At 68.2% G+C, this 20,576-nt stretch carries 17 protein-coding genes and 1 tRNA gene; 11 read left to right on the top strand and 7 right to left on the bottom strand.

The window, feature by feature from the left end; translation table 11 throughout:
- Positions 1 to 63 precede the first annotated feature (63 nt).
- From ccsB to AAW51_RS09495, 5 genes are all read right to left on the bottom strand, one after another.
- The gene (gene ccsB / locus AAW51_RS09475) at positions 64 to 1,485 is read right to left on the bottom strand and encodes a c-type cytochrome biogenesis protein CcsB (protein WP_083438189.1); all 1,422 of its coding nucleotides are present in this window, start codon (positions 1,483 to 1,485) and stop codon (positions 64 to 66) included.
- Entirely contained in the window at positions 1,482 to 3,668 is a 2,187-nt protein-coding gene (locus tag AAW51_RS09480; RefSeq protein WP_047194418.1) for a cytochrome c biogenesis protein ResB, read from the bottom strand. Before AAW51_RS09480 ends, ccsB begins: the two co-directional genes overlap by 4 nt.
- A 196-nt stretch (positions 3,669 to 3,864) precedes the next feature.
- Entirely contained in the window at positions 3,865 to 6,558 is a 2,694-nt protein-coding gene (locus tag AAW51_RS09485; RefSeq protein WP_053013451.1) for a YncE family protein, read from the bottom strand.
- Between the two features lie 223 nt (positions 6,559 to 6,781).
- The gene (locus tag AAW51_RS09490; protein ID WP_169788002.1) at positions 6,782 to 7,060 is read right to left on the bottom strand and encodes a hypothetical protein; all 279 of its coding nucleotides are present in this window, start codon (positions 7,058 to 7,060) and stop codon (positions 6,782 to 6,784) included.
- 572 nt (positions 7,061 to 7,632) lie between these two features.
- Entirely contained in the window at positions 7,633 to 8,052 is a 420-nt protein-coding gene (locus AAW51_RS09495; protein WP_047194420.1) for a hypothetical protein, read from the bottom strand.
- Positions 8,053 to 8,303: 251 nt separating this feature from the next.
- Here AAW51_RS09495 and AAW51_RS09500 point away from each other — a divergent pair, with 251 nt between their 5' ends.
- The 8 genes from AAW51_RS09500 (at position 8,304) to AAW51_RS09530 (ending at position 16,253) form a co-directional block, all read left to right on the top strand.
- Complete coding sequence (locus AAW51_RS09500) at positions 8,304 to 9,149, top strand: helix-turn-helix domain-containing protein (protein ID WP_053013452.1); 846 nt, start codon at positions 8,304 to 8,306, stop codon at positions 9,147 to 9,149.
- A 139-nt stretch (positions 9,150 to 9,288) separates the two neighbouring features.
- Entirely contained in the window at positions 9,289 to 11,709 is a 2,421-nt protein-coding gene (locus tag AAW51_RS28010; protein ID WP_157359727.1) for a diguanylate cyclase domain-containing protein, read from the top strand.
- 175 nt (positions 11,710 to 11,884) lie between these two features.
- A complete protein-coding gene (locus AAW51_RS29045) occupies positions 11,885 to 12,724 on the top strand; it encodes a helix-turn-helix transcriptional regulator (RefSeq protein ID WP_169788003.1) in 840 nt (279 codons plus the stop codon).
- 306 nt (positions 12,725 to 13,030) lie between these two features.
- The gene (locus AAW51_RS28015; protein ID WP_157359729.1) at positions 13,031 to 13,312 is read left to right on the top strand and encodes a cupin domain-containing protein; all 282 of its coding nucleotides are present in this window, start codon (positions 13,031 to 13,033) and stop codon (positions 13,310 to 13,312) included.
- A 51-nt stretch (positions 13,313 to 13,363) separates the two neighbouring features.
- Positions 13,364 to 13,546, top strand: a complete 183-nt coding sequence (locus AAW51_RS29835; protein ID WP_157359732.1) for a cupin domain-containing protein — start codon at positions 13,364 to 13,366, stop codon at positions 13,544 to 13,546.
- A 20-nt stretch (positions 13,547 to 13,566) separates the two neighbouring features.
- A complete protein-coding gene (locus AAW51_RS09520) occupies positions 13,567 to 14,373 on the top strand; it encodes an alpha/beta fold hydrolase (RefSeq protein ID WP_047194421.1) in 807 nt (268 codons plus the stop codon).
- Between the two features lie 404 nt (positions 14,374 to 14,777).
- Positions 14,778 to 15,302, top strand: a complete 525-nt coding sequence (locus AAW51_RS09525; protein WP_157359734.1) for a hypothetical protein — start codon at positions 14,778 to 14,780, stop codon at positions 15,300 to 15,302.
- A 117-nt stretch (positions 15,303 to 15,419) separates the two neighbouring features.
- Positions 15,420 to 16,253 (top strand): hypothetical protein, encoded by an 834-nt coding sequence (locus tag AAW51_RS09530; protein WP_047194423.1) that lies wholly within the window; start codon positions 15,420 to 15,422, stop codon positions 16,251 to 16,253.
- A gap of 61 nt (positions 16,254 to 16,314) precedes the next feature.
- On the opposite strand, the gene AAW51_RS09535 is transcribed toward AAW51_RS09530, so the two are convergent.
- Both AAW51_RS09535 and AAW51_RS09540 read right to left on the bottom strand, forming a co-directional pair.
- Positions 16,315 to 17,829 carry an MFS transporter gene (locus AAW51_RS09535; protein WP_083438192.1) on the bottom strand — a complete coding sequence of 505 codons (1,515 nt, stop codon included), beginning with the start codon at positions 17,827 to 17,829 and terminating at the stop codon, positions 16,315 to 16,317.
- A 141-nt stretch (positions 17,830 to 17,970) separates the two neighbouring features.
- Positions 17,971 to 18,873 carry a recombination-associated protein RdgC gene (locus AAW51_RS09540; protein WP_047194424.1) on the bottom strand — a complete coding sequence of 301 codons (903 nt, stop codon included), beginning with the start codon at positions 18,871 to 18,873 and terminating at the stop codon, positions 17,971 to 17,973.
- 233 nt (positions 18,874 to 19,106) lie between these two features.
- Here AAW51_RS09540 and AAW51_RS09545 point away from each other — a divergent pair, with 233 nt between their 5' ends.
- From AAW51_RS09545 to AAW51_RS09555, 3 genes are all read left to right on the top strand, one after another.
- Positions 19,107 to 19,358, top strand: a complete 252-nt coding sequence (locus AAW51_RS09545; protein WP_053013456.1) for a GAF domain-containing protein — start codon at positions 19,107 to 19,109, stop codon at positions 19,356 to 19,358.
- A 105-nt stretch (positions 19,359 to 19,463) separates the two neighbouring features.
- Positions 19,464 to 19,552: transfer RNA gene (locus AAW51_RS09550), tRNA-Leu, on the top strand.
- Between the two features lie 110 nt (positions 19,553 to 19,662).
- Positions 19,663 to 20,349 (top strand): hypothetical protein, encoded by a 687-nt coding sequence (locus AAW51_RS09555; RefSeq protein WP_157359735.1) that lies wholly within the window; start codon positions 19,663 to 19,665, stop codon positions 20,347 to 20,349.
- Positions 20,350 to 20,576: the final 227 nt, after the last annotated feature.

Genomic DNA, 20,576 nt, shown 5'->3' on the forward strand with positions numbered 1-20,576 from the left:
GGTGCATGCAAGGCCGACGGCGCAGCGCTGACCCACGAGGGGCCGGCGCCGCCAAGGCCCGCCTCACAGCTCTCCGTAGGAATGCAGACCGGAGAGGAACATGTTGACGCCGAGGAAGGCGAAGCTCGTGACCAGCAGGCCCACCAGGGCCCACCAGGCGGCGAACTCGCCGCGCAAGCCCTTCATCAAGCGCATGTGCAGCCAGGCGGCGTAGTTGAGCCAGACGATCAAGGCCCAGGTTTCCTTCGGGTCCCAACTCCAGTAACCGCCCCAGGCCTCGGCGGCCCACAGCGCCCCGAGGACGGTGGCGATGGTGAAGAAGGCGAAACCGATCGCGATGGCCTTGTAGATCAGGTCGTCGAGCACTTCGGCATCCGGCAGGCGTGCGCCGATGAGGTTGCGGCAGCCGACCACGACGGCGAAGAAGATCACGACGCCCCCGAGCATCCGCACCGTCGAGGCCACCGCAGCGGCAGACGCCGCCGGCACGACGCCGAGCGCCGACAGGCCCAGCAGGGCCAGGAGCACGGCCGACGGCCCCAGCACCAGGCCCCACAGCAAGTGGGCTCGGGGTGCGCTCTTGAGGAGCGCGGCGAGCGCCACCATCGCGGCCAGCGCAAAGGTGCCGTAGCCGACGAAGTTGGCCGGCACGTGCAGCTTCATCCACCAGCTTTGCAGCGCAGGCACCAGCGGCTGGATCTGTTGGGCACCGCGGGTCACCGTGTACCACAGCAAAAAGCCGATGCCGGCGCTGACCACCAGCATCACGAACGCGCCCAGCGAGCGGATGTTGGCGCCAGCTTGTCCGTCGGCTGCCGCGTGGCGTGCGTACAGCGCCTCGAAATACAGCAAGAACAGCGTGGTCAGCCAGCTGAACAGCACAAACACTTCATACAGGTTGGACACCGGGATGTGGCCGACGCCGGGCCCCATCTGATGGCTTTCATACCAGCGCACCAGCGTGCCGACCAGCGCCATGAAGACCCCCGCCCAGGCCATGCCGGCGCCGATGCGCTGGGCCGCGCGGCCGTTTGCAGCCGCCGCCGGCGCGCCGAACAGCCCGATCCAGTAGAACAGCGTGCTGAGGCCGAACAGCAGCGCCATCCAAAGAATGGCGCTCTGGCTGGAGAGGGCGTACTTGAGCCAGAACGCCTGCTCCGCCTGCCCCAGGTCGGCGCCGTGCAGTCCCGGCGTGCGCTCGTACAGGGCCACGGCCGTCAGGCTGGCCAGCGTGACGCCAAGCACCAGGTGGCGCAACGGGCTCCAGTGCCAGCCCAAGGCCAGCAGGACCACGCCGGCCAGCGCCAGCACGGCCTGGTCGTACACGTCCATCGACGCACCGAACCGGGTGTAGGCATAGGCCTGCCCGAGCACGAGCAAGGCCGCATAACCCCAGTCGTAAGGCGTTCGCCGGCGCCACCGGTCGCGCCGGGAGCGACGCTGCAGGTCGGGGCTCGGGTGGGGGAGGGTGGTGCTGTGGTTCATGTCGTCTCCTGACAGGGGAGCGGGTGAGACGCCCGTGCCGGGGCGGGGGCTGCGAGCAGGAAGGTCGAGAGCTGCTCGAACTCGCGCTCGAGGTCGAGGGTGCGGCGGTTCGCCGACATGGCGCACGCCAAGCGGGTGCCGGCGCTGCCGCTCTCCGCGGTGGCGGGCTGCAGCCAGACCCACAGCCGCCGCTCGCGGATGTAGAGCATCGCGAACACGCCCGCGACCAGCAGCGCGCTGCCTAGGTAGACAAGCGTGGTGCCCGGTGCGCGCGCCACCTGGAACACGCTGGCCTGAACGTGCTCGAAATCGTCTAAGGCAAAGATGGCCGGCGCACCATAGAGAAACGAGTCGGACAACGACAGCGCCGCCTGGGTCAGGAAGCGGCGACCGGCTGCGTCGTTCGGCGCCAGCGCGGCCAAACCGTGCCGTTCGCGCGCCAGGTTGTTCAGCTCGAACAGCGTGCCGTCGACCAAGCGCAGCAACAGCTCGGCAGCCTGCGTCTGCTCGGCGGGGTCCACCTGCCGTGTCACGACCTCGGTCAAGGCCTGGAACCCGGCAAACGCGGTGTCTTGCGGCAGACCCGGCGCGGCACCGGCGAACAAGGCGAGGGCGCCGGCCGCCGAGTTCACCAGCGATTCGGGTGGGTCGCCGCCGGTGGCCCGGGCCGCGTGTCGCTGTGCGGCCCGGGTTCGCAGTTCGGGGTCGGCCAGGGCCCAGCGCAAGCGCATCCAGCCTTGCAGGCTGCCGTCTTCGTCGGCGGGCACCCGCAGATAGCGGAAGGTGTCGCCGGCATCCCGGCGCTGGCCGAACAGAAACACGCGCTGCCCGTCGACCTCGACCGGCAGCATGTAGTTCTGGTACTCGCGCGCCTGCCCGGACGCATCGCGCAGCTTGTAGCTGACCGAGGGGCCGACGTTGCGCAACTGCTGGGGCTTCGCGCCCTTGTCGCCGGCGCCCAGGTGCTGCTCGATGCGCGCGGCCACCGAGACGCCCGCGGCGTCGGCATCGTCGCTGCCGCCGTCGGCCGTGCCCATGTCCTGCACGTTGATGACCCGCAGGTCGGTCAATTCGAGCGACACCGGCAAGCCGTTGCGGGAGAACGCCTCCGGCAGGTTCAGGTGGGCATGCACTGCGCCGTGCAGTTCCCATCCCTTGCCGTCTGCGGGCAGGCCCATGCGGGCGTCGAGGGGCCAGGCACGCAGCGTGAGCCGGGAGCCGCCGTCGGCGAAGCTCGACTGGTAGATCGCAACGCCGCGGTAGATGAAGGGTCGGTTCACCTCGACCGTGGCCGGCACTTCCGCACCCGACTGCGGATCGTGGATGACGATGTCGCTCGCGAACAAGCGCGGCATGCCGGTGTCGTAGTACTCGACCTTGAACCGCTTGAGCGCGACATCGAAGGGCAGCGGCTGCATCACCATGCCCTGCGGCAGATTGATCACCGCAAGGCTCGCGCGCTCCCCCTCGGTGACCCGCAGGTTGGCCCGGAACGCGGGGGTGTTCAGGCCCATGCGATGTGCCGGCGACAAGGCGCCCGCGCCGCCTTGCGTCGGCACCACACCTTGCGCCCACATCTGCAGCCGCACCAGCAGGTCACCATCGACCAGGCCGCCGAGGCAGATCAGCACGATGGAGCTATGGGTCAGCAGATAGCCCAGCCGCTGCATCGCGCCCTGCTTGGCCGCCACCATCACGCCGTTCTCGCGCACGTCGAGCCGGTAGCGCCAGCCGCCGTCGTGCAGTCGCTGCGTGACGCGGGCCAGCGCCGTCTGCGGGTCTTCGGCCCGCCATCCGGTGGCCTTGTGGCGGTGCGCCGCAAGGCTTTGTTCGCGCACCTGCTCCTTGAAGGTGCGCACGTCGACGAGGATGCGGGGCAGGTTGCGCGCCACACACAGGCTGGTCGACAGCACCAGGAAACCCAGGATCATCAAGAACCACCAGGCGCTGTAGACGGCGTAGATGTCGAGCCGGCCGAACAGGGCCGACCAGAACAAGCCGAACTGGTCGACGTAGCGCTGCCCGGGCTGCCCCTGCGGCACCACACTGCCGATGCCCGCGGCGATGCAGATCACCACCAGCAGCGAGATCGCGAACCGCATCGACGACAGCAACTCCAGCAGCGCCGCCTTGCGCCCGGCCGGCATGGCCTGCGGGCTAACCTCGAACGTGTTGAGGGCCATGAGCCTGTGGCTCGGGCCGAAGAACTGCCTGCTCGTCACGACACATCCCCTGTGCTTGAAGCTCGCGGCCTCACCGCGGCTCGACTCTGTGGCTGCCGTGGCGACGGCGCGTCGCACACGGCAGCCCACGCGGACCCACCAGATCCGCACCCGGCAGCTGCCGTGGCCGGCGGCTGCCGTCTCACACCACCGCGGCTCAGTCGCGGTCCAACACTCCGTTGGCGTCGCGGTCCACGCCGATGCGCGTGCCGTTGCCCGGCGGCACGCAGGTGAAGGTCAGCGGCGTCGCGGCACTGCGGGCTTCGGCGAGCAGGCCTTGCAGCGACACCGCGGCGTCACCGCGCCGGTCGGGCACGAAGCTCGGCTGCGCGCCGCTGACGTTGGACATCACCCAGCCGCGCGTGCGGTTGCCGATCACACCCTTGGCCACCAGCTCACACTCGGGCCGGGGCGCGGTCACCTGCGCGCGTTGCACGAGCAGGTTCAAACGCGCCTTGATGTCGGCCTGGTTGGCATTCGACGCGGTCACCGTCACCTGCTGACCGACCACCGGGTTCATGTCGGACGGGAAGGCCAGCACGAACTGCTCCAGTTGGTCGCGCTGCTTCGCGTTCAGTTGGATGAACACCAGCGTGTCGAGGAAGCTCGACACCGACCCCTGGGCGCCCGCGTTCTCGTAGCCGAAGCCGCGGATCTGGTCGCCGGTTGCCCGCGAGCGCGGGAAGTTGCGCGTGAACATGCCGACCTTCTGGTACATGTTGCGCAGCTGCGGAACCTTGAAGTCCTCGTCCAGGCGCGGCCCTTCGATGCTCATCAGCGAGCTGGTGCCGAACTTGCCCTTGGCGGGGTCCAGCACGTGGCAGCTGTTGCAGGTGGCCGGCCCGGTCGAGGCGACCTCGTTGTAGACCTTCTTGCCGGTCTCCTGGATGGGCGTCAGCGTGTTGTCGAGGTTGGGTACCGGGTTGGGCGGGTACAGCAGCTTGAGGGCGAAGCGCGCGAACGACGTCATGTCGGTGTCGTTCAGCTGTGATTCCCGTCCCAGCAACACATCGAAGGCGATGTTGAAGTCCTTGAAGGCCCGTTCCTCCAGCGTCGCGCCGGGTGAAGCGCCGGTGCGGTCGCCGCGCCAGTGCATCGGCCCATTGCCAACCAGCCCGCGCAGGCTTTGTGTCGTCATCGGCCCCTTCATCGGGTGGAAGGTGGGCTTGCGCAGGAAGGCCGGAATGCGGTCGGGATAGGCGTTGGGGCTCTTCGCGACACTGCCGTCGGGGTTGCCGAGGTCCCAGGCCAGGTGGTCCATGTCACCGAAGATGTGGCAGCCGGCGCAAGACGAGTCGCCGCGGCTGGACGTCAGGGCCGCGTCATAGAGGAAGCGGCGACCGGTGACCACATCGTGCGGCTCGGGGTTGAACATCTTCACATGCGCGCTTTCGGTGAAGGTCCCGGTGTTGACCACCGACAGGCCGTTGTCGAAGCGCGTCGTCACGAAGGCTCGCCCGCGTGGCGCGTCGAGTACGACGCCGGTCGGCGCGCCTCCGGTCAGGGTCACGTGGTTGGCCGGCGAGGGTGTGAAGCTGTCGGTGTCCAGCTGTGCCGTCGAGAAGCGCGCGAGCTTGTTGGAACCCATCGCCGCGAGGTAGAGCATGTCACCGGCCGGGCTGATCGCCATCTCCAGCGGCGTTGCCAATGCCGCCGCTTTCTCGGCTGGCGTTCCCAGGGGCTGCGAATAGCTGGTGATGTGCTTGTTCAAATGTCGCGGTGTCACGCTCGCACCGTCGATCACCGTGATGCGGCTCTCGACGAAATGGCCTTTGACCGTGGTGCTGCGCGTGCCTGCACCTTCGAAGCGCGTCAGGTTCAGCGCTTCCTGGTTGCTCACGTAGACCTTGCCCGATTGCGGATGCACCGCGAGGTTGAACAAGGTCGTCCCCACGCCGGTCACCTTGTCGATGACGCGTGGCGTGCTGCCGGTCGCGTCGATCACGAACACATCGTTGTCGGGCAGGTTCAGCTTGACGCGATCGTTCCAGGTCTTGGGCGGGGTGTTCGTTTTCGGGTCGCCGCTGTCGACCCACTCGCCCTTGGCGTTCTTCTGGACGATCAGGCTGGTGTTGACCTGGTTGGTGCCGTCTGCCGCATGAGAGGGACCGGCCTTGTCGAGGGCGCCGCCGAGCGGGCTGCCTTCCAGCACGGTGGTCTTGTTGCCGGAGTTGAGCACGGCGGTGTAGACGCGCGTGCCGTCGGCATTGCGGGCCAGCCCGCGCAGCGTGTCGCCGAACATGTTCAGGACGGTCACCGGCGTGCCGCCTAGAGCCGTGCCCGGTGCACCGGTGTTGAACACCCACACGTCGGCGCGTCCGACCCCCGGCGTCGACAGCTTGGGATCGAACTTCGCGTTCTGCCCTCGGTGCGCGGCGGTGATGAAAGCCCAGCGGTTGTCCGGGCCGGCAAACACGATGTCGCGCGGCTCGTCGCCGACCAACAGGGTGTTGACGACGCGGGCCGGCGATGCCGACACGTCGACGACGCTGATGCTGTCCGACAAGTGGTTGACCACCCACAGCTGCCGGTCGTTGAGCAAGGCCACCGCGACCGGCTCCAGGCCGACCGGGATGGCTTCGAGCGGCACCGGCTTGGCACCGGACACGTCGAAGACTTCGATGCGACTGTCTGGCGTGTTCACCACATACAAGCGCCGCCCGTCGCTCGACAGCGCCATCGGGCGCACCGGCCCGCTTTCAAAGGTTGCGAACTCGCCCACGGCGGGCGGGGCGGCAGCGCCGGCGGCGAGGGGGACGCCGGCGAGCACCGCGGCACAGGCGGCGATGAGGCAGCCGCCCAGCCCGCGTCCGAGGGGCGCGAGGCCTGCTGGCTTCGAGTGGATCTTCATGGTCGAGACTCCTGCTATCAGCTTTCAGGGAGAGGAAGGACCTGGCGGATCAGGCCAAGGTCCCGCAGTGCACCGACGGCCTTGCCCCACCGCGTGCGCAGGGCGGCGCACGCAGACGGCACAAGGGCTGTCGGCAGGGACATCGACGTCGGCTGGACGTCGGCATCGGTGTCGTGTGGCACGCCGGCGTTGCCGCTTGGGCGCCACTCAACTCGGCATCACCTCATGCGATGAGGCGCATGCGCTCCGCGGGTGAGACGCGCAGCTGTAGATCGACGCTGGTGGCCGGCAGGCCACGGCCGAGCAGGCGCGCGGTCAGGGCCTCGTAGCGCTGGCGAGCCTCGGCGTCACGCCGGCGGCGCTGAAGATCGGCACGGCCGGTCTTGGCGCCGGCGGCGAGCTGGGAGAAGCGGAGGGTCTCGAACGAGAGACGGCTCGGAAGGGTTTGAGTCCATCGCCTGCAGCTCGCGACGGACAGAGTCTGGAACACCTTTGCGATCACGTGCTGCAGGGGCTGCAGGAGGCGGGCAAGTCGAAGCGCTCTCATGGCTGTTGTCTCCACATACGTCGTGCTGGACGCGCATGCATGCATGCGTGCCTTGCCGACTGCCGGCTCACGGTCGAAGCGCCGTTTACCGGACTCTCGTTGCGGAGGGCGAAGCACTGTTCGCACGTCCGTGCTCAACGAGCGGATGCAGGATGGATCAGTGAATGAAGCGCGACAATGATCGGCATCGGGGACGTGTGATGAAGCAAGGCACTGTGATCACCGCACGCCCGTGCAGCGTGACGAGCATGCAGGGCATACATCGAGACGCGGGCCGCTTTACAGGGGCGTCAGAGGCGCGTCGGCTCACCTGCACCGCCCGTTCTTGCGCATGCTACGGGAGTGATTCCCGCGCAAGCCTCGCACCTGTGCATCATCGAGAAGGCTGCTGTGTCCTTCATGTGATCGACAACCGTTTCAGACAACAGGCAAGTTTGCTTAAACTGTTTTAGCACGGCCGTGCTTTGAAGCCCGCCGGCCAGCGCTGCCGCCGGCATCGGCGAGCAGCGCTGGCCCGGTCGGTGGGTTCAGAGCGGGGCGGGACGCAGCGATTGGGCGGGCAAGGAGGCTTTCAACCCGGCGTATTCGAGACCGGCGAACACGACCACCGTGAAGGCCTGGACGAGCACGAAGGCTACTCCCAGTGGGCTCGGCGAGACATGAGTGCCGAGCAGCAGCGCGATACAGCCCACCGCCCAGCCGAGGTTGCCCACGACCAGCAGCAGGATGATGGACTTCCACACCGATGGGCGAGTGGCGAGCATCGAGAGCAAGCCGGTGTAGCCGCACAGGAACACGCCGGTGCCCACCAGCAGGGCCTGAGGCAGCGCAAGCCAATCGGCCAGGGACTGCGGTAGCAGCAGCTGGAGCGCCGCGACGGCACCGGTGACCACGGCGTCGGAGATCAGGGCGAACTTGAGCAGGGGAGCCGGTTGGATCGAGGTCATGAGGTTCTCCATCGAGGTAAGAAACGAGAGGGGGTCGTCGTGACGAGCCTCCTGCGGCTCGTCTGAAGCAAGTGTCGGCAGCGCCGCGCGGTGCGGCAATTACCTCGGAGGTAAGCAAGACGGTGGTGAAGGCCTGCACCGGGATTCGATGACCTGCGAGGTCATCGGCAACCCACGGCGGGCGCGGCAGAATGCCCCCGGCCGGCGCCCGAGCGAGGCACTGGCCTGCATGTTGGAGAGAAGGAACTGAGATGAGCGCGACCGGAACGTCGAGCGCCGCGGTGCGCGATCCCTACTTCAGGGACTTTGCGGCTGCCCTGCGCTATTGGCGCACCAAGCGAGGCTACAGCCAGCTGCGGCTGTCGACCGAAGGCAAGATATCGCAGCGGCACATCAGCTTTCTGGAAAGCGGCCGCTCGCAGCCCAGCAAGGAGATCATCCTGAAGCTCGGCATGGTGCTGGACATTCCGCTGCGGCAACGCAACGTCATGTTGCTGGCGGCCGGCTATGCGCCCGCCTATCAGGAACGCAGCTTGTCGGACCCCGAGTTGCACGCGGTGCGGCAGGCGCTGGATTTCATGCTGGCGCAACACGCCCCGTTCCCGGCCCTGGTGGTCGACCGGCTCTGGAACCTCGTGATGGCCAACCCGCCCGCCGTCGAGATGATGGTGTGGCTGCTCGACGTGCCCGCGTCGCAGGCCCCGGCGGCGTTCGAGGGCGCCAACGTGCTGAAGCTGATGCTGGACCCGGCCGGCGCGCGCCGCCACATCTGCAACTGGCAGGCGGTGTGCGGCGATCTGCTGCACTGGATACAACGCGAAGCCCTCGGCGACGGGCCCGACAGTGAAGCAGCCCGCCTGCTCGAGGAGCTGGTGGCATTGCCCGGCATCGACGCCGCCACCCGGACGCCCAACCTCGACACACGGGCACTGCCGTTTCTGCCCGTGCACATCCGCAAGGGTGACGTAGAGCTGAGCCTGTTCACGACCATCGCGACGCTGGGCACACCGCACGACGTGACGGTGCACGAGCTGCGCATCGAATCGTTCTTTCCGGCCGACGACACGACACGCGCCTGGTTCTACCGATCGGCGTGACGCTGAACCAGCCGGGGTCGGCAGAAGCGGGCGGTATTTCCCTGCCTGTTCCCGCGAACGGGCGAGGCGCGCGTTGGGCACACTGGCCGGTTGCCACCGTCCTCGGCCGGTCGAACGTCCCTTTGCCGCTCTCACTGTCGTGCCCGCATTGCCTCACCGTTTCCTGCTGTCCCGCGTCGGCCTGAAGGCCAGGCTCGCGTTCGCGGTGGCGGCGGCCATGTTGCTGCTGCTGGCGGCCGTGGTGGCGGTCGGCTTGCACGTGCTCGAGCGCGACATGCGCAAGAGCATCACCGACTACCAGACCACCGTGGTGCGCCACACGCGCGAAGAGCTCGACGAGAAGATCGGGCAGCGCAAGGACGCGATGGGACTGGCGGCGGCCGTGTTGTCGCGGCGCAGTGAAGGCGGTGTGCCCACGGCCGAGCAGTTCCGCCGGCACATGAGCGAGCGGCCGGTGCTGGGCAAGCTGTTCGACGAGGTGTTCGTCATCGATGCGCAGGGCGCGCTGATCGCCGACGCACCACAGCGGCCGGGCCGCATCGGGCGCTCGTTCGCCGACCGCGATTACTTCGTGCAGGCGATGGCGGGCCGCACCAGCGTGTCGCCTCCGCTGTTCGGCAGAGCCACGAAAGAACCGGGTGTGGTGGTGGCGGCGCCGCTGCGCGATGCCGAGGGCGCGGTGGTGGGCGCGTTGGTCGGTGTCCTGTATCTCAACGGCGAGAGCTTTCTGGCCAAGCTCGGCAACACCCGCATCGGCAAGGGTGGCTACTTTTTGCTGATGACGCGCGACGACAAGCGGCAGGTGGTGATGCACCCGCAGCGGGACCGTATCGGCTCGGCCATGGACAACGCTGCGCATCTGCCGCACGCCCGGGCCGCCACGCAGGGGTACGACACCACGCTGGAAGGCACGACACGCGACGGCACGCCGGCCTTGTTCACCTTTCAGCCGCTGCAGTCCGTGCCGTGGTCCCTGGCGGCCGTCTACCCGTCGCAAGAAGCTTACGCGGCGCTCGAGGACCGTGAAGCCGACATCTTCTGGGCGGCGGCCTTGCTGGCCGTCGGTGCCGGCCTGGCGGCATGGCTGATCAGCGCGCGGCTGCTGCGCCCGCTGGTGGAGTTGAAGGCCGAGATGCAGATCCGCCGCCATGACCCGGATGCCGCAGCGCGGCAGCTGAGCGTTTCGACGCCGGAACTGGCCGAGGTGGTGGCGGCCTACGATGAGCTGATGTTGCACAAGCGCAAGAGCGATGCGGCCCTGCGCGAAAGCGAGGACCGCATCCGCGGCATCCTCACCCACGCACCTCACGCCTTCATCAGCATAGACCAGCACAACCGGGTGGTGGAGTGGAACCGCCAGGCCGAGCACTTGTTCGGCTGGGAACGTGAAGAAGTGATCGGCCGCAATCTGTCGGCACTGATCGTGCCGGAGGACCAACGCGCAGCCCACGACGAAGGCATGCGCCGCTTTGCGCAGGCCGGCACCGGCCCGGTGATCAACCGGCGCCGCGAGCTGGAAGCCTTGCACCGGTCGGGGCGGTTGCTGTCGCTCGAAATGTCGGTGGCCGCGGTGCGCGGGCCCGGCGGCTATTGCGCCAACGCCTTCATCCAGGACATTGCCGAGCGCAAGCAGCAGGACTCGACGCTGCGCGAGAGCCAGAAGCGTTTGCGCCTCATCACCGACAACCTGCCCGCCTTGGTGTGCCACATCGATCGTCTGGAGCGGTTCACCTTCGCGAATGCGCACGTGGCGCGGATGTTTGGCGTCGAACCGGCGTTCCTGCTCGGCAAGACGGTCAGCGAGGTCCGCGGGCGGCGCGCGTACGAGGCCATGCAGCCGCACTTCGACGCGGCCTGGAAAGGCAAGTCCGCGACGATCGAGCATGAGGTGACGGCGCGCGGCGAACACCGCTGCCTGGAGACCAATTTGATCCCCGACCATGCGTCCGACGGGTCGGTCCAGGGCCTGTATGCGATGAGCTTCGACGTGACCGAGCGCAAGGCTGCTACGGCACGCCTGGAGCAACTGGCGCGTAGCGACACGCTGACCGGCCTGCCCAACCGGCACCAGTTCAACGAAAGGCTGGCAGAGGCGGTGGCGCGTGGCAGGCGGTCAGGCAAGCCATTGGCGCTGATGTACCTCGATGTCGATCATTTCAAGTCGATCAACGACAACCTGGGCCACGGGATCGGCGACGAGGTGCTGCAGGAATTCGGCCGTCGCCTGTCTGCCTGCGTGCGCGCCACCGATACCGTCGCACGGCTGGGCGGCGACGAGTTCACGGTGATCCTGGAGGGGCTCAACAGCGCACAGGAGGCCGACCAGGTCGCGGAGAAAATCCTGCAGGCCGTGCGCCGGCCCTTCATGCTCGGACCCCGTTCGCTCGCCGTGACGACCAGCATCGGCATGGCGGCCTGCTGTGATGGCCAGACCAGCCCCGAGCAATTGCTGGCGCAGGCAGACCAGGCCTTGTACCAGACCAAGGCGCAGGGGCGCGACGGATACAGCCGTCGCCAAGGCGCCGCAAGCGGCGCCACCGCTGCTGCTGCGGCTGCGTAGCCTGCCGCCCGCCAGCGGAGCCTTGCGCTCAGCGGGTTTCCACGCTTGACCGGCAGGTGCGGTTGTCTGCAACCTGCTGCCCTGCAGCAGTTGGTGCTTGCCGCCCGCTGCCAGGAGGGAGGCTGCGATGGACACGAAAAACGCAACCCGGGAGGAGGCGCCGAGGGAGGGGCGGATGAGGCCCGACCCCGGCGAAGTGCTGGCCGAGCAGCGCCGGCTGCGTGCGGCCCTGCTCGACCGTCGCGCCGCAGTCGATTGGCCGCAGGCGCGCGAGTTGGCCTGCCACCTGCTGCTGCGGCTCGACGATGCCGATGCCTGCTGGCGCTTTGCCACCGAGTGGCTGTGCGAGCACCTCGACGTGGACCGCGTGGACGGCGGTTATGCGCACCCGGGCGCCGCCACCTATCGGCTCGCCCACGCGCAGGCCCGGCGCGAGGACCCTGGCATCCCTTCACTGGAAGGCATCACGGTCGACAACCGTGGCGCCGCGATGTTGTATTTGTGGGCCTCGCAGCGCGCGGTGGTCTTCGACGATATCGCCCAGACCGCGAGCTTCACACCCACGCTGCGTGCCGACCTGTTGCGCGCCGGCACGCGCAGCAAGATCGCCATCGCCCTGTGGGCCGACGGCCGGCCGCTCGGTCTGTTGTGCATCGATCATGTGTTGCGTCAGCGGGAATGGCGCCAAGCGCTGTTCGAGCGCTTTGGCGGCGCGGCCACGCAAGTCCTGGCGCCGGTGCTGTGGGCGGCGGCACGCCTGGGCGAACCGCGGCGCAGTGTGGCGTACGAGTCGCCGGCGGCAACCCCTTCGGGCGACCCGGTCGGCTGGTCGATGTTGACACCTGCCGAGCGTCGCGTGGCCGCGCTGGTGGCCGAAGGGCGCAGCTACAAGGAGATCGCGCGGCAGCTCAACCGGTCCTTCTCGACGGTGGATCACCAATTGCGCAGCATCCGCGAGAAGCTGGGAGCGTCGTCGACGGCACGCGTCGCGGCCTTGCTCGCGGGGCGTCGCTAGTGAGGGGCGGCGGCTACCAGGCACCCGAGCGACTGGGGCGTACCCTCACACGCCACCACGTCGCCTTGGACTCGTGGTCGCCCCGTGCGGTGCGCCCGAGGCAGCGCGCCGAGGCCGGACAGACCCGTCGAAGATGCGGAACACCATGCCCCCGGACGCTAGGCGATCCAGGTCACCGGCGTGCCGCCCGGGGCTTGCTTCATCATCGCGAATCTTCGCGATGGGCAAGGCCCGCACCGTCGCATAGGCTGTGTGCGGAAGGCGGCGCCTTGTGCGTCACCCGCCTCGAACGACAGGAGCCATGCCATGAGCAGTCTTGCCAGGTCCGAGCGCCCCGTGCGCCTGCTGACCGATGCCCCCGCCGACCTGCCGCCACCAGTTGCGCACCTCGGGCCGCACGACACCCCCTTCGTCCGCTTTTTCGACAAGCTGGACGTGCAGTTGCTGCAGGTCGACATCCTGGCCGGGCTGTGGGTCGTGCGCGCGCGGTTCGAACCCGGATTGACACTGCCGCGTCACCGCCACACCGGCGAGGTGCTGGCGCTGACCTACTCGGGCGCCTGGCTGTACCTGGAGCATCCCGATTAGGTCAACCGTGCGGGCTCTTATCTGTTCGAGCCGGCCGGCTCGATCCACACCTTGCACGCGCCGGTCTCCAACCCGGGTGTGACCGAGGCCTGGTTCGCGATCCGCGGCGCCAACCTCAACCTCGACGACGACGGCCGCGTCGACAGCGTCTGGGATGCCCGCTACATCCACGACACCTACCAGGCCCTCTGCGAGCAGCAGGGCGTGGCCCGGCCCAACGTCATCCGTCGCTGATCCACCCCGCGGGAGCCCACATGCCCACCCTCCACGTCAACGGTATCGACCTCCATTACGAAGACCAGGGACCCCGGGACGCACCGGCGCTGGTGTTGAGCCACTCGCTGTTCTTCGACCATCGCATGTTCCAGCACCAGGCCCTGGAGCTGGGCCAACGGCTGCGCGTGGTGCGCTACGACGACCGTGACCAGGGCCGCAGCGGCCGCAGCGCGCTGGCCAGTGTCGACATGGACACCTTGGCCGACGATGCCGCGGCGCTGATCGAGGCGCTCGGTTTGCAAGGCTGCCATTTCGCGGGCAACTCGATGGGGGGCTTTGTCGCGCTGCGGCTGGCGGCACGCCGCCCGGAGCTGCTGCGGGGTTGCATCGTGATGGGGTCGAGCGGCGAGGCCGAGCACCGGCTGGACGAGTTCGGATCGCTGGTCGAAGCCATCCGCACCGAGGGCACCGAGCCCTTCATCGACAGCCTGATGTACATCATGTTCGGCGACAGTTTCGTGGCCGACCCGGCGCGCGCGCAGGAGCGGGAGTTCTGGCGCCGGCACATGATGGGCCTCGGTCCTGATATCGCCCGCGCGGCGCACGGTGTCATCCATCGTGCCGGCGTGCTGGACGAACTGGGCGACTGCCCGGTGCCGCTGCTCGTGATCGCCGGCGAGCAGGACCATGCCTATGAGGTCGAGCTGTCGCGCCACATCGCGGCCGCTGCGCCGCGGGCGGAGCTGGTCGTGGTGCCGCATGCGGGGCATTCGGTGGCGCTCGAGCAACCGGGCGTGGTGAACGCGCGCATCGAGGCGTTCGTGCGCGACACGGCTGGCAGATAAGGGTTCGAGCACGGCCTGCGGACAGGGAAGGTGCGGCCCGCGGTCAACGAGCGCCGGCCGAATTCTCCAGCCTTCAAGGCAGCGTGCCGGGCTTGCCGCCGCCGCACGCGCCCGACGCCAACCCACCCAATCGGGCGGGTGTTGGCGTTGCATCTGAAGGAGTAAGCTCGCGCCGCTGGTGATGCTTCGTGCACACCGCGCGGCCCGCCGTCAGGCGGGGCGCATCGACGTGTCTGCCTGCAAAGGAGCCTGGGCTGCGAGCTGCGCCCGGGCGAGTTGCGCCTTGCAGGGCCGGCACCGCAGGGGCAGTCCAAGCGCGCGCCGACGCACAGGTGCGCAAGTAGACCGCAACAGGGCAGCGAGACAGGCCATCTCCAGAGCCGACCGCTGCGAGGGAGAGCTGCTTGAGACATCTGATGCTGGCCACGGCCATGGGCCTGGCCTTGGTGCTCGTCGCGCGCCACGAACACTACGCCGCGTTGCTGGTGGGAGGCACCGGCCTCTACGTTTACTTCGCCTGGGGGCGGTCGCTCGCGGCGGCGCAAGCGCGCCGTCGTCGCCCGCGGCCGGTCGTCTACCGTCACCTGCACGGCGGCGACGCGGTGGACGATGACGCGGGCGCCGACGATCTTGCGCTGCGCGCGGCGAGCACGCGGCGGCGTGCCGCTGACCCACGGCGCGACGACGACATCGACCTGCACGGTGCCAGCCGCTGGGACGCGCGGCAATGGACCGCAGGGGCGACGCCGATGTTCGAAGACGCGCCCACCCAGGTTCGGGCCTCCTGCTCCGCCACGGACACCGGCGGCGGGTACGACCGCGGCGACAACAACAACAGCAGCAGCAGCAGCAGCAGCAGCAGCAGCAGCAGCGACGGCGACAGCAGTTGCGGCGGGTCGTCGTCCGACAGCGCATCGTCTTCGGATTGACGTGCGCCCAATGCCGGCGCCACCGCGGCGCCGGCCGTTGTCGACATTCAGCCTCAGCTGCCGGTGGCCCACGACGCCACCCCATCTCGTGCAGCGAGGCCAGGGAGGAGGGTCACGATGCACTCACATGCGCTGCTGGATGCCGCGCTCGCTTGGCTCAATGGCGAACAGCGTGGCCAGGATGCCCACGCCTGCTTCGCCACCGACTTTGCGACGCACCGCTTGTTCGTCCCCGGGCAGCAGGAGGACCGGCAGGCCGACGGCGCGGCCCCGCTGCAACTGCAGTTCCTGCAGCAAGACGGCTGTCACCCGGTGCTGTTCGCCTTTGTCGAGGCCGGCGCGCATTTGCGCTCGCCGCACCACGCGCAATGTCCGGTCGTGGAGTGCACCGGCGCGGTGTTGCTGGGCCTGACGCAACACTTGAAGTTCGACCTGTCGCTCAGCGACGGCCGCTACGTACTGAGTCTGCCCTACGAGAGCCTCAACCTGTTGCGCAGTACGGTGCTGCTGACCTCCGGCGCCACCGGGTCTGTCACCCCCGCTTCGCTGCAACTGCCCGACATCGACGCGTTCTGCGCCGAGGTGCTGCGTTATTGCGCCACCCAGCCCGGCATTCATCGCTGTTGGGTCTGCCATGTCGTCGCGTCCGGTCAGATCCGCAATGTCGGCCTGTTGCTGCAAGCCGATGCGCCGGCAGAGCACCACACCCACTTCGCCCGCGCGGCGCAGCAGCTGCTGCCGCCCGGCACGATGTTGCTCAACCTCGATCCGCCCGGGTTTTTCGAGGACCACTTCGGCCCTCGCTTGCGTGAACACCCGCCGCTGTTCCTGCGCGAGCGCAACGAAGACTGGTGGAGCCGCTTACGGCGGCGCTGGCAGCGGCCGGTGGTGCCCGTGATCATGATCGACGTGGTCGGCGATTCCCCATGCCCACCCGGGCCTCCCGATTGACAGAGCACGACGAAAGGGCGGCGCCAGGCCGCCCGGCGGCATGGCCGGGCACCGGGCCGCCTCAGCCTTGGGTCTGCGCCTTCTCGCTCTCGCGCGGGTACACGGTGCGGCCGTACAAGCGCCGGTCGAACAAGCGCCCGAAGGTGAACAGATTGCCGAGCAGGCCGCCCACGCTCGACAGCTGGTTGACGGTGCGCAGCGCTTCCAGCGCGAACTGCTGCACCACCACCCGTTCGCTCACATGCTCGCCTTCCTGCACCTTCGACAGCCGGTGCAGCACGTAGAGGCCGAACAAGGTGGCGACGACGAACAAGAATTCCCAGTGGGTGAACGACACCACCGCCCATTCATTGGCGCGGCTGGCCGCCGTCCAGTCGAGCACCAGCGAGAGTTTCAGATGTGTGCTTTCCAGCCATTGCGCGAGCGCACCCGACAGCAGCGGTGCCAGTCCGCCGACCACCGAGCCGACCAGGCTGATCGCGGCGAGGTAGGCGGTGCCTTGCCCCTGCGGCGCCAGCTTGAGCCCGATGTTGCCGTTGGCCAGCCCGATGCCGCCCGCCGCCGCGCCCATCACCATGTGCAGCAGATACAGCAAGGGCAGTGTCAACGCGTGGCGGTTGGGCTCGGCGGTGAACACCAGCGCGAGCATGCAGGCGAACCAGGCCGGCATGGCGACCGACAAAATCGCCTTGTTGGTGAGCCGGTCCGAGATGCGCCCCCAGGCGTACAGCGTCAACGCGTTGGCGACCTGGCTGGTGACCCACAGGGTGGTGACCGTGCTGAGCGGAAAGCCGAGCTGCTTCATCAGATACACGGTCAGGAACGGCGCCGCGAAGCTCGACGCGACGTTCCAGCTGCCCATGAAGAAGAGGAAGTTGCGGAAATTGCGGTCCTGCAGCGGCTGCTTCAGGCGCGACCAGACGCTGCCGTGGGGGCTCACCGGGCCCATCTGCGGCTCGGGCACGCGCGACAGATACCACGAGCTGACGAAACCGGCCAGGCCGGCGGCCGCGAACGAGATCGAATAGGCGTGGATCTTCTCGGTCAGTGGCAAATGGTCGACCAGCAGGCCGGCGCTCAGCGTGCCGACGCAGGAAATGGCCGTCGACCAGAACAGCCGGCGTGCGAAAAAGTTGCCCAGGCCTTCGCGCGGCAGCAGCTGGTGCAGCCAGGAGTTCAATGAACACCCGGTGATCGAGCCGAGCGCCGAGATCGTGAACTGGCCGATGACCAGCAGCGCGAGCTGGGTCGGCATGTCCGACATGAAGGGCAGCAGCGCCAGCGCCACGATCAAGATGCGCGCCGTGGTGACCGCGAGGATGGCGATCTTGCGGCGCTGGCGAAAGCGCTCGACCAGCGCGATCGCCGGCAGCTGCACCGCCTGGGCGATCAGCGGGATCGCCGCCAGCAGGCCGATGTGGAAGGGGCCGGCGCCCAGCGCGAGGGCAAAACCCACCAGCACGACACCACCGTAGAGCGAGCCGGCCAGGCTGGCCCAGGCGGCGTCGCGGACCAGGGCATGCTGGCCGCGCTGCAGATCGGCCAGGGACACATGTTCGTCAGGGCGTAGAGGCATACACGGGCGCCAGCAAGACAAGTACCCGAGATGGGTCTTGCTGTTGCAGAACTGCGCGCCGCGGAGCCGCCCCCGCCGCGCCACGGCCTCTGTGCACGCCGTTACAAGCGCGGCAGCCGGGCGGGCGGACCCTTGCGAGGGTCAGAAGGGCGCGGTTTCCTCGCCGCCCAGTGCCTCGATCAGGTCGGGGATTAGCTTGGACATCTCGCCGGTGGCGATGGCGGCGTTGGCGTCGAAGGCCTCGTCCGGGTTGTCCATCTGGCGGCCCTCGAATACGACGTCGAGGAAGTCGAGCTTCTTCAGCTGCATCATGTCGGTGAGCAGGAAGGACACGCGGCCCTCCCAGGTCATCGCCAGCCGGGTGGGGACCTTGCCGACGTTGATGTGCTGCCGCACGTCGTCGTTGTCGAGCGGATGGCGCGAATAGCGCACCACCGACTTCATCTCGTCGGCCGATTTCAGCTCACACTCGCGGTCGACCGTGAAGGCTGCGGGCGGCTCGCCGTTGAGCAGCCAGTCCGACATCGCGACCGCGGGCGATTCGGCCGTGTGCAGCTGCGACACGGCAAATCCGTCGAGGGATTTGACGAGCAGCGTGATCACTTCTTCCGCCTTGGTGCTGCTGCTCGTGTCGAGCATCAGGAAGCGGTTGACCGGGTCGATCCAGACGTTGATGGCCGAGATCTTCGTGAAGGCCATCGGCAGCAGTTCCAGGACCGCCTGTTCCTTGATCTCCTTGGTCTGTTTTTTGCCGGGTTTGCGGCCGGTGGTCTGTTCGATCTGCTGCGCCATCTCGTCGGTGCGCCGTTTGACGACCGAGCCGGGCAGCACTTTCTGCTCGATCTTCAGCCGCAGCAACAGCTGCCCGCCGATCGACTCGACCAGCGGGCCGTGGTCGACGCCGCGCGGCTCGACCCAGCCCACCGATTGCGGCTGCGACGCGCCGCATTCCACAAAACGGGCCTTGGACAGGGCCTCTTCGATCTGCTCCAGGGTGGCCGACCATTCCGGCCCGATGCGATACACCGTCAGGTTCTTGAACACGTAGGACTCTCTCTACTGGCATGCACGGCGCTGCGGCGCTGTACCGGCGCGCCCCAAGGGCGCGCCGGTCGCGTCGTCTGGTCGCCGAAAAGGCGCTGATTGTCCACGTTGCGCGGCCTTCTGCGCCGCGCGGGTGCGTCTCGGGCGTATCGAACGTGACATCCTTTGCTGCGGCGGCCCGCCGCGCCGGCGGCCTAGACCCCACGCGTCGGTGGGGCGGTGCAGCAGGTGCTATGTCGTCGCCGTTCCCGGTCGGGGCCCATCTCAGCACGCCCATCGTGCTGAAGGACGGCACCCCCTACGGCACCCTGTGCTGTTTCAGCTGCAGCCCGAGCGAGCAGCTGCGTCATGCAGATCTGAAGAATCTGCGGTATTGCGCCCAGCTGGTCGCCCGCAAGCTCGAGTTGACCGGCGCGCCGGCCGGTCGCACGCCGACCGCAGCCAACCCGAACTGGACCTTGCAGCCTGTGCAGCGGCGGCCTTGAGCCCCGGCCCTCGGCAGAGCGGGCGATAATGCCACGCTCGAAGCAGCGCGCACGGCGTTTGCTCTGTGTGCTGCTGGCCTGCGGCGGTGACGCCGGGCCGACCTGGCCCGAGTGGTGAAATCGGTAGACACAGCGGACTTAAAATCCGCCGCCCTTCACCGGGCGTGGCAGTTCGACTCTGCTCTCGGGCACCAAGCATTCTGGCCGGCGGCGTCACGGCGTCTTCCCTGGGCACCCCCAGCCCTTGCGCGCGCCCCCGGCTTTGGCTGCCTCCCGCTGTCAGTCTCCGGCGACATGACCGCAGATGCGCCAGGCACTCGCAAAATCTGCAGTGGTATCAGCCCCTCAGGCCGGTGGCATTTCCGGTTGGGTGCCGATCGCGCACTCACAATCACCCGCGCCGGAGTGGCGGCAGGTTGGACACACGCAGGGGGATGTCGAGATGGTGTTGCTGGAAGATTTCAAGAGGCACACGGGGCTTGCGTTGATCTTCCTGGCGGCCGGCTTCATCGGCGGTCTTCTCACCTACCGCCATGTGGCGGGCATCTTCAACGCGGACGTGGTGCTGAAGAACTCCTACATCTACAAGTCGGAGATCGAGAGAACGCACGTGCCGGTCGAACGGTACAAGCTGCTCTCCGAGGACCTGAAAGACCTGCGCTCGGAGAGCGAGAAGCTCAAGGCGCTGCTGGTGCAGTCGCAGCTGGCGGTGTCCGCGCTGTCCGGGTCGGTCTGCGACCGCTTCACGCAGGAAGCCAACAGCCTGATGGTCGAGCAGCAAAGTGTCGAGCGCCAGATCCAGCAGGCGCTGGACACCGGCTCCCTGCTCGGCGGCACCAAGGCCGATTCCGACATGGAAGCCGACGGCAGGAAGGCGGCGGAGCTGCGTCGCTACTCGGCGCAGTTGCAGCAGCAGTTGATGCAGGTGCGCGGCGAAATCGCGCGCTGCGGGAACGGTCGCGGCAACACGGTGGCCGGCGCGGGCCAGTAGCGGCCCACCTTCAGGCCGGCGCCGCGCACCCGGCCGGAGCGCCGCAGCAGGTGCGCGCGGGCGGGTCTGCCATATCAGGCCGGCGCAGGCGATCGAATTGTTCAATCCACCTGATTGGAATTGCCACCGATGCCACCCCTTCAGCGCAGCGCTGGGCCGCCGAAATAGCGGGTGGATGGCGGCGAACCGGCCCATGGGGGGCCGGCGCGCGCCGCCGCAACGGAAGC

The sequence above is a fragment of the Caldimonas brevitalea genome (genome assembly GCF_001017435.1).
In the GTDB taxonomy this organism is placed as follows: Bacteria; Pseudomonadota; Gammaproteobacteria; order Burkholderiales; family Burkholderiaceae_C; genus Caldimonas; species Caldimonas brevitalea.

Coding starts and splice junctions, on each gene's coding strand:
- AAW51_RS09530 (WP_047194423.1), top strand. CDS start 15,420: ATGCACTCACATGCGCTGCTGGATGCCGCGCTCGCTTGGCTCAATGGC.
- ccsB (WP_083438189.1), bottom strand. CDS start 1,485: ATGAACCACAGCACCACCCTCCCCCACCCGAGCCCCGACCTGCAGCGT.
- AAW51_RS09485 (WP_053013451.1), bottom strand. CDS start 6,558: ATGAAGATCCACTCGAAGCCAGCAGGCCTCGCGCCCCTCGGACGCGGG.
- AAW51_RS09555 (WP_157359735.1), top strand. CDS start 19,663: ATGCGCCAGGCACTCGCAAAATCTGCAGTGGTATCAGCCCCTCAGGCC.
- AAW51_RS09545 (WP_053013456.1), top strand. CDS start 19,107: ATGTCGTCGCCGTTCCCGGTCGGGGCCCATCTCAGCACGCCCATCGTG.
- AAW51_RS09480 (WP_047194418.1), bottom strand. CDS start 3,668: ATGGCCCTCAACACGTTCGAGGTTAGCCCGCAGGCCATGCCGGCCGGG.
- AAW51_RS09500 (WP_053013452.1), top strand. CDS start 8,304: ATGAGCGCGACCGGAACGTCGAGCGCCGCGGTGCGCGATCCCTACTTC.
- AAW51_RS09520 (WP_047194421.1), top strand. CDS start 13,567: ATGCCCACCCTCCACGTCAACGGTATCGACCTCCATTACGAAGACCAG.
- AAW51_RS09495 (WP_047194420.1), bottom strand. CDS start 8,052: ATGACCTCGATCCAACCGGCTCCCCTGCTCAAGTTCGCCCTGATCTCC.
- AAW51_RS29045 (WP_169788003.1), top strand. CDS start 11,885: ATGAGGCCCGACCCCGGCGAAGTGCTGGCCGAGCAGCGCCGGCTGCGT.
- AAW51_RS09535 (WP_083438192.1), bottom strand. CDS start 17,829: ATGCCTCTACGCCCTGACGAACATGTGTCCCTGGCCGATCTGCAGCGC.
- AAW51_RS28015 (WP_157359729.1), top strand. CDS start 13,031: ATGAGCAGTCTTGCCAGGTCCGAGCGCCCCGTGCGCCTGCTGACCGAT.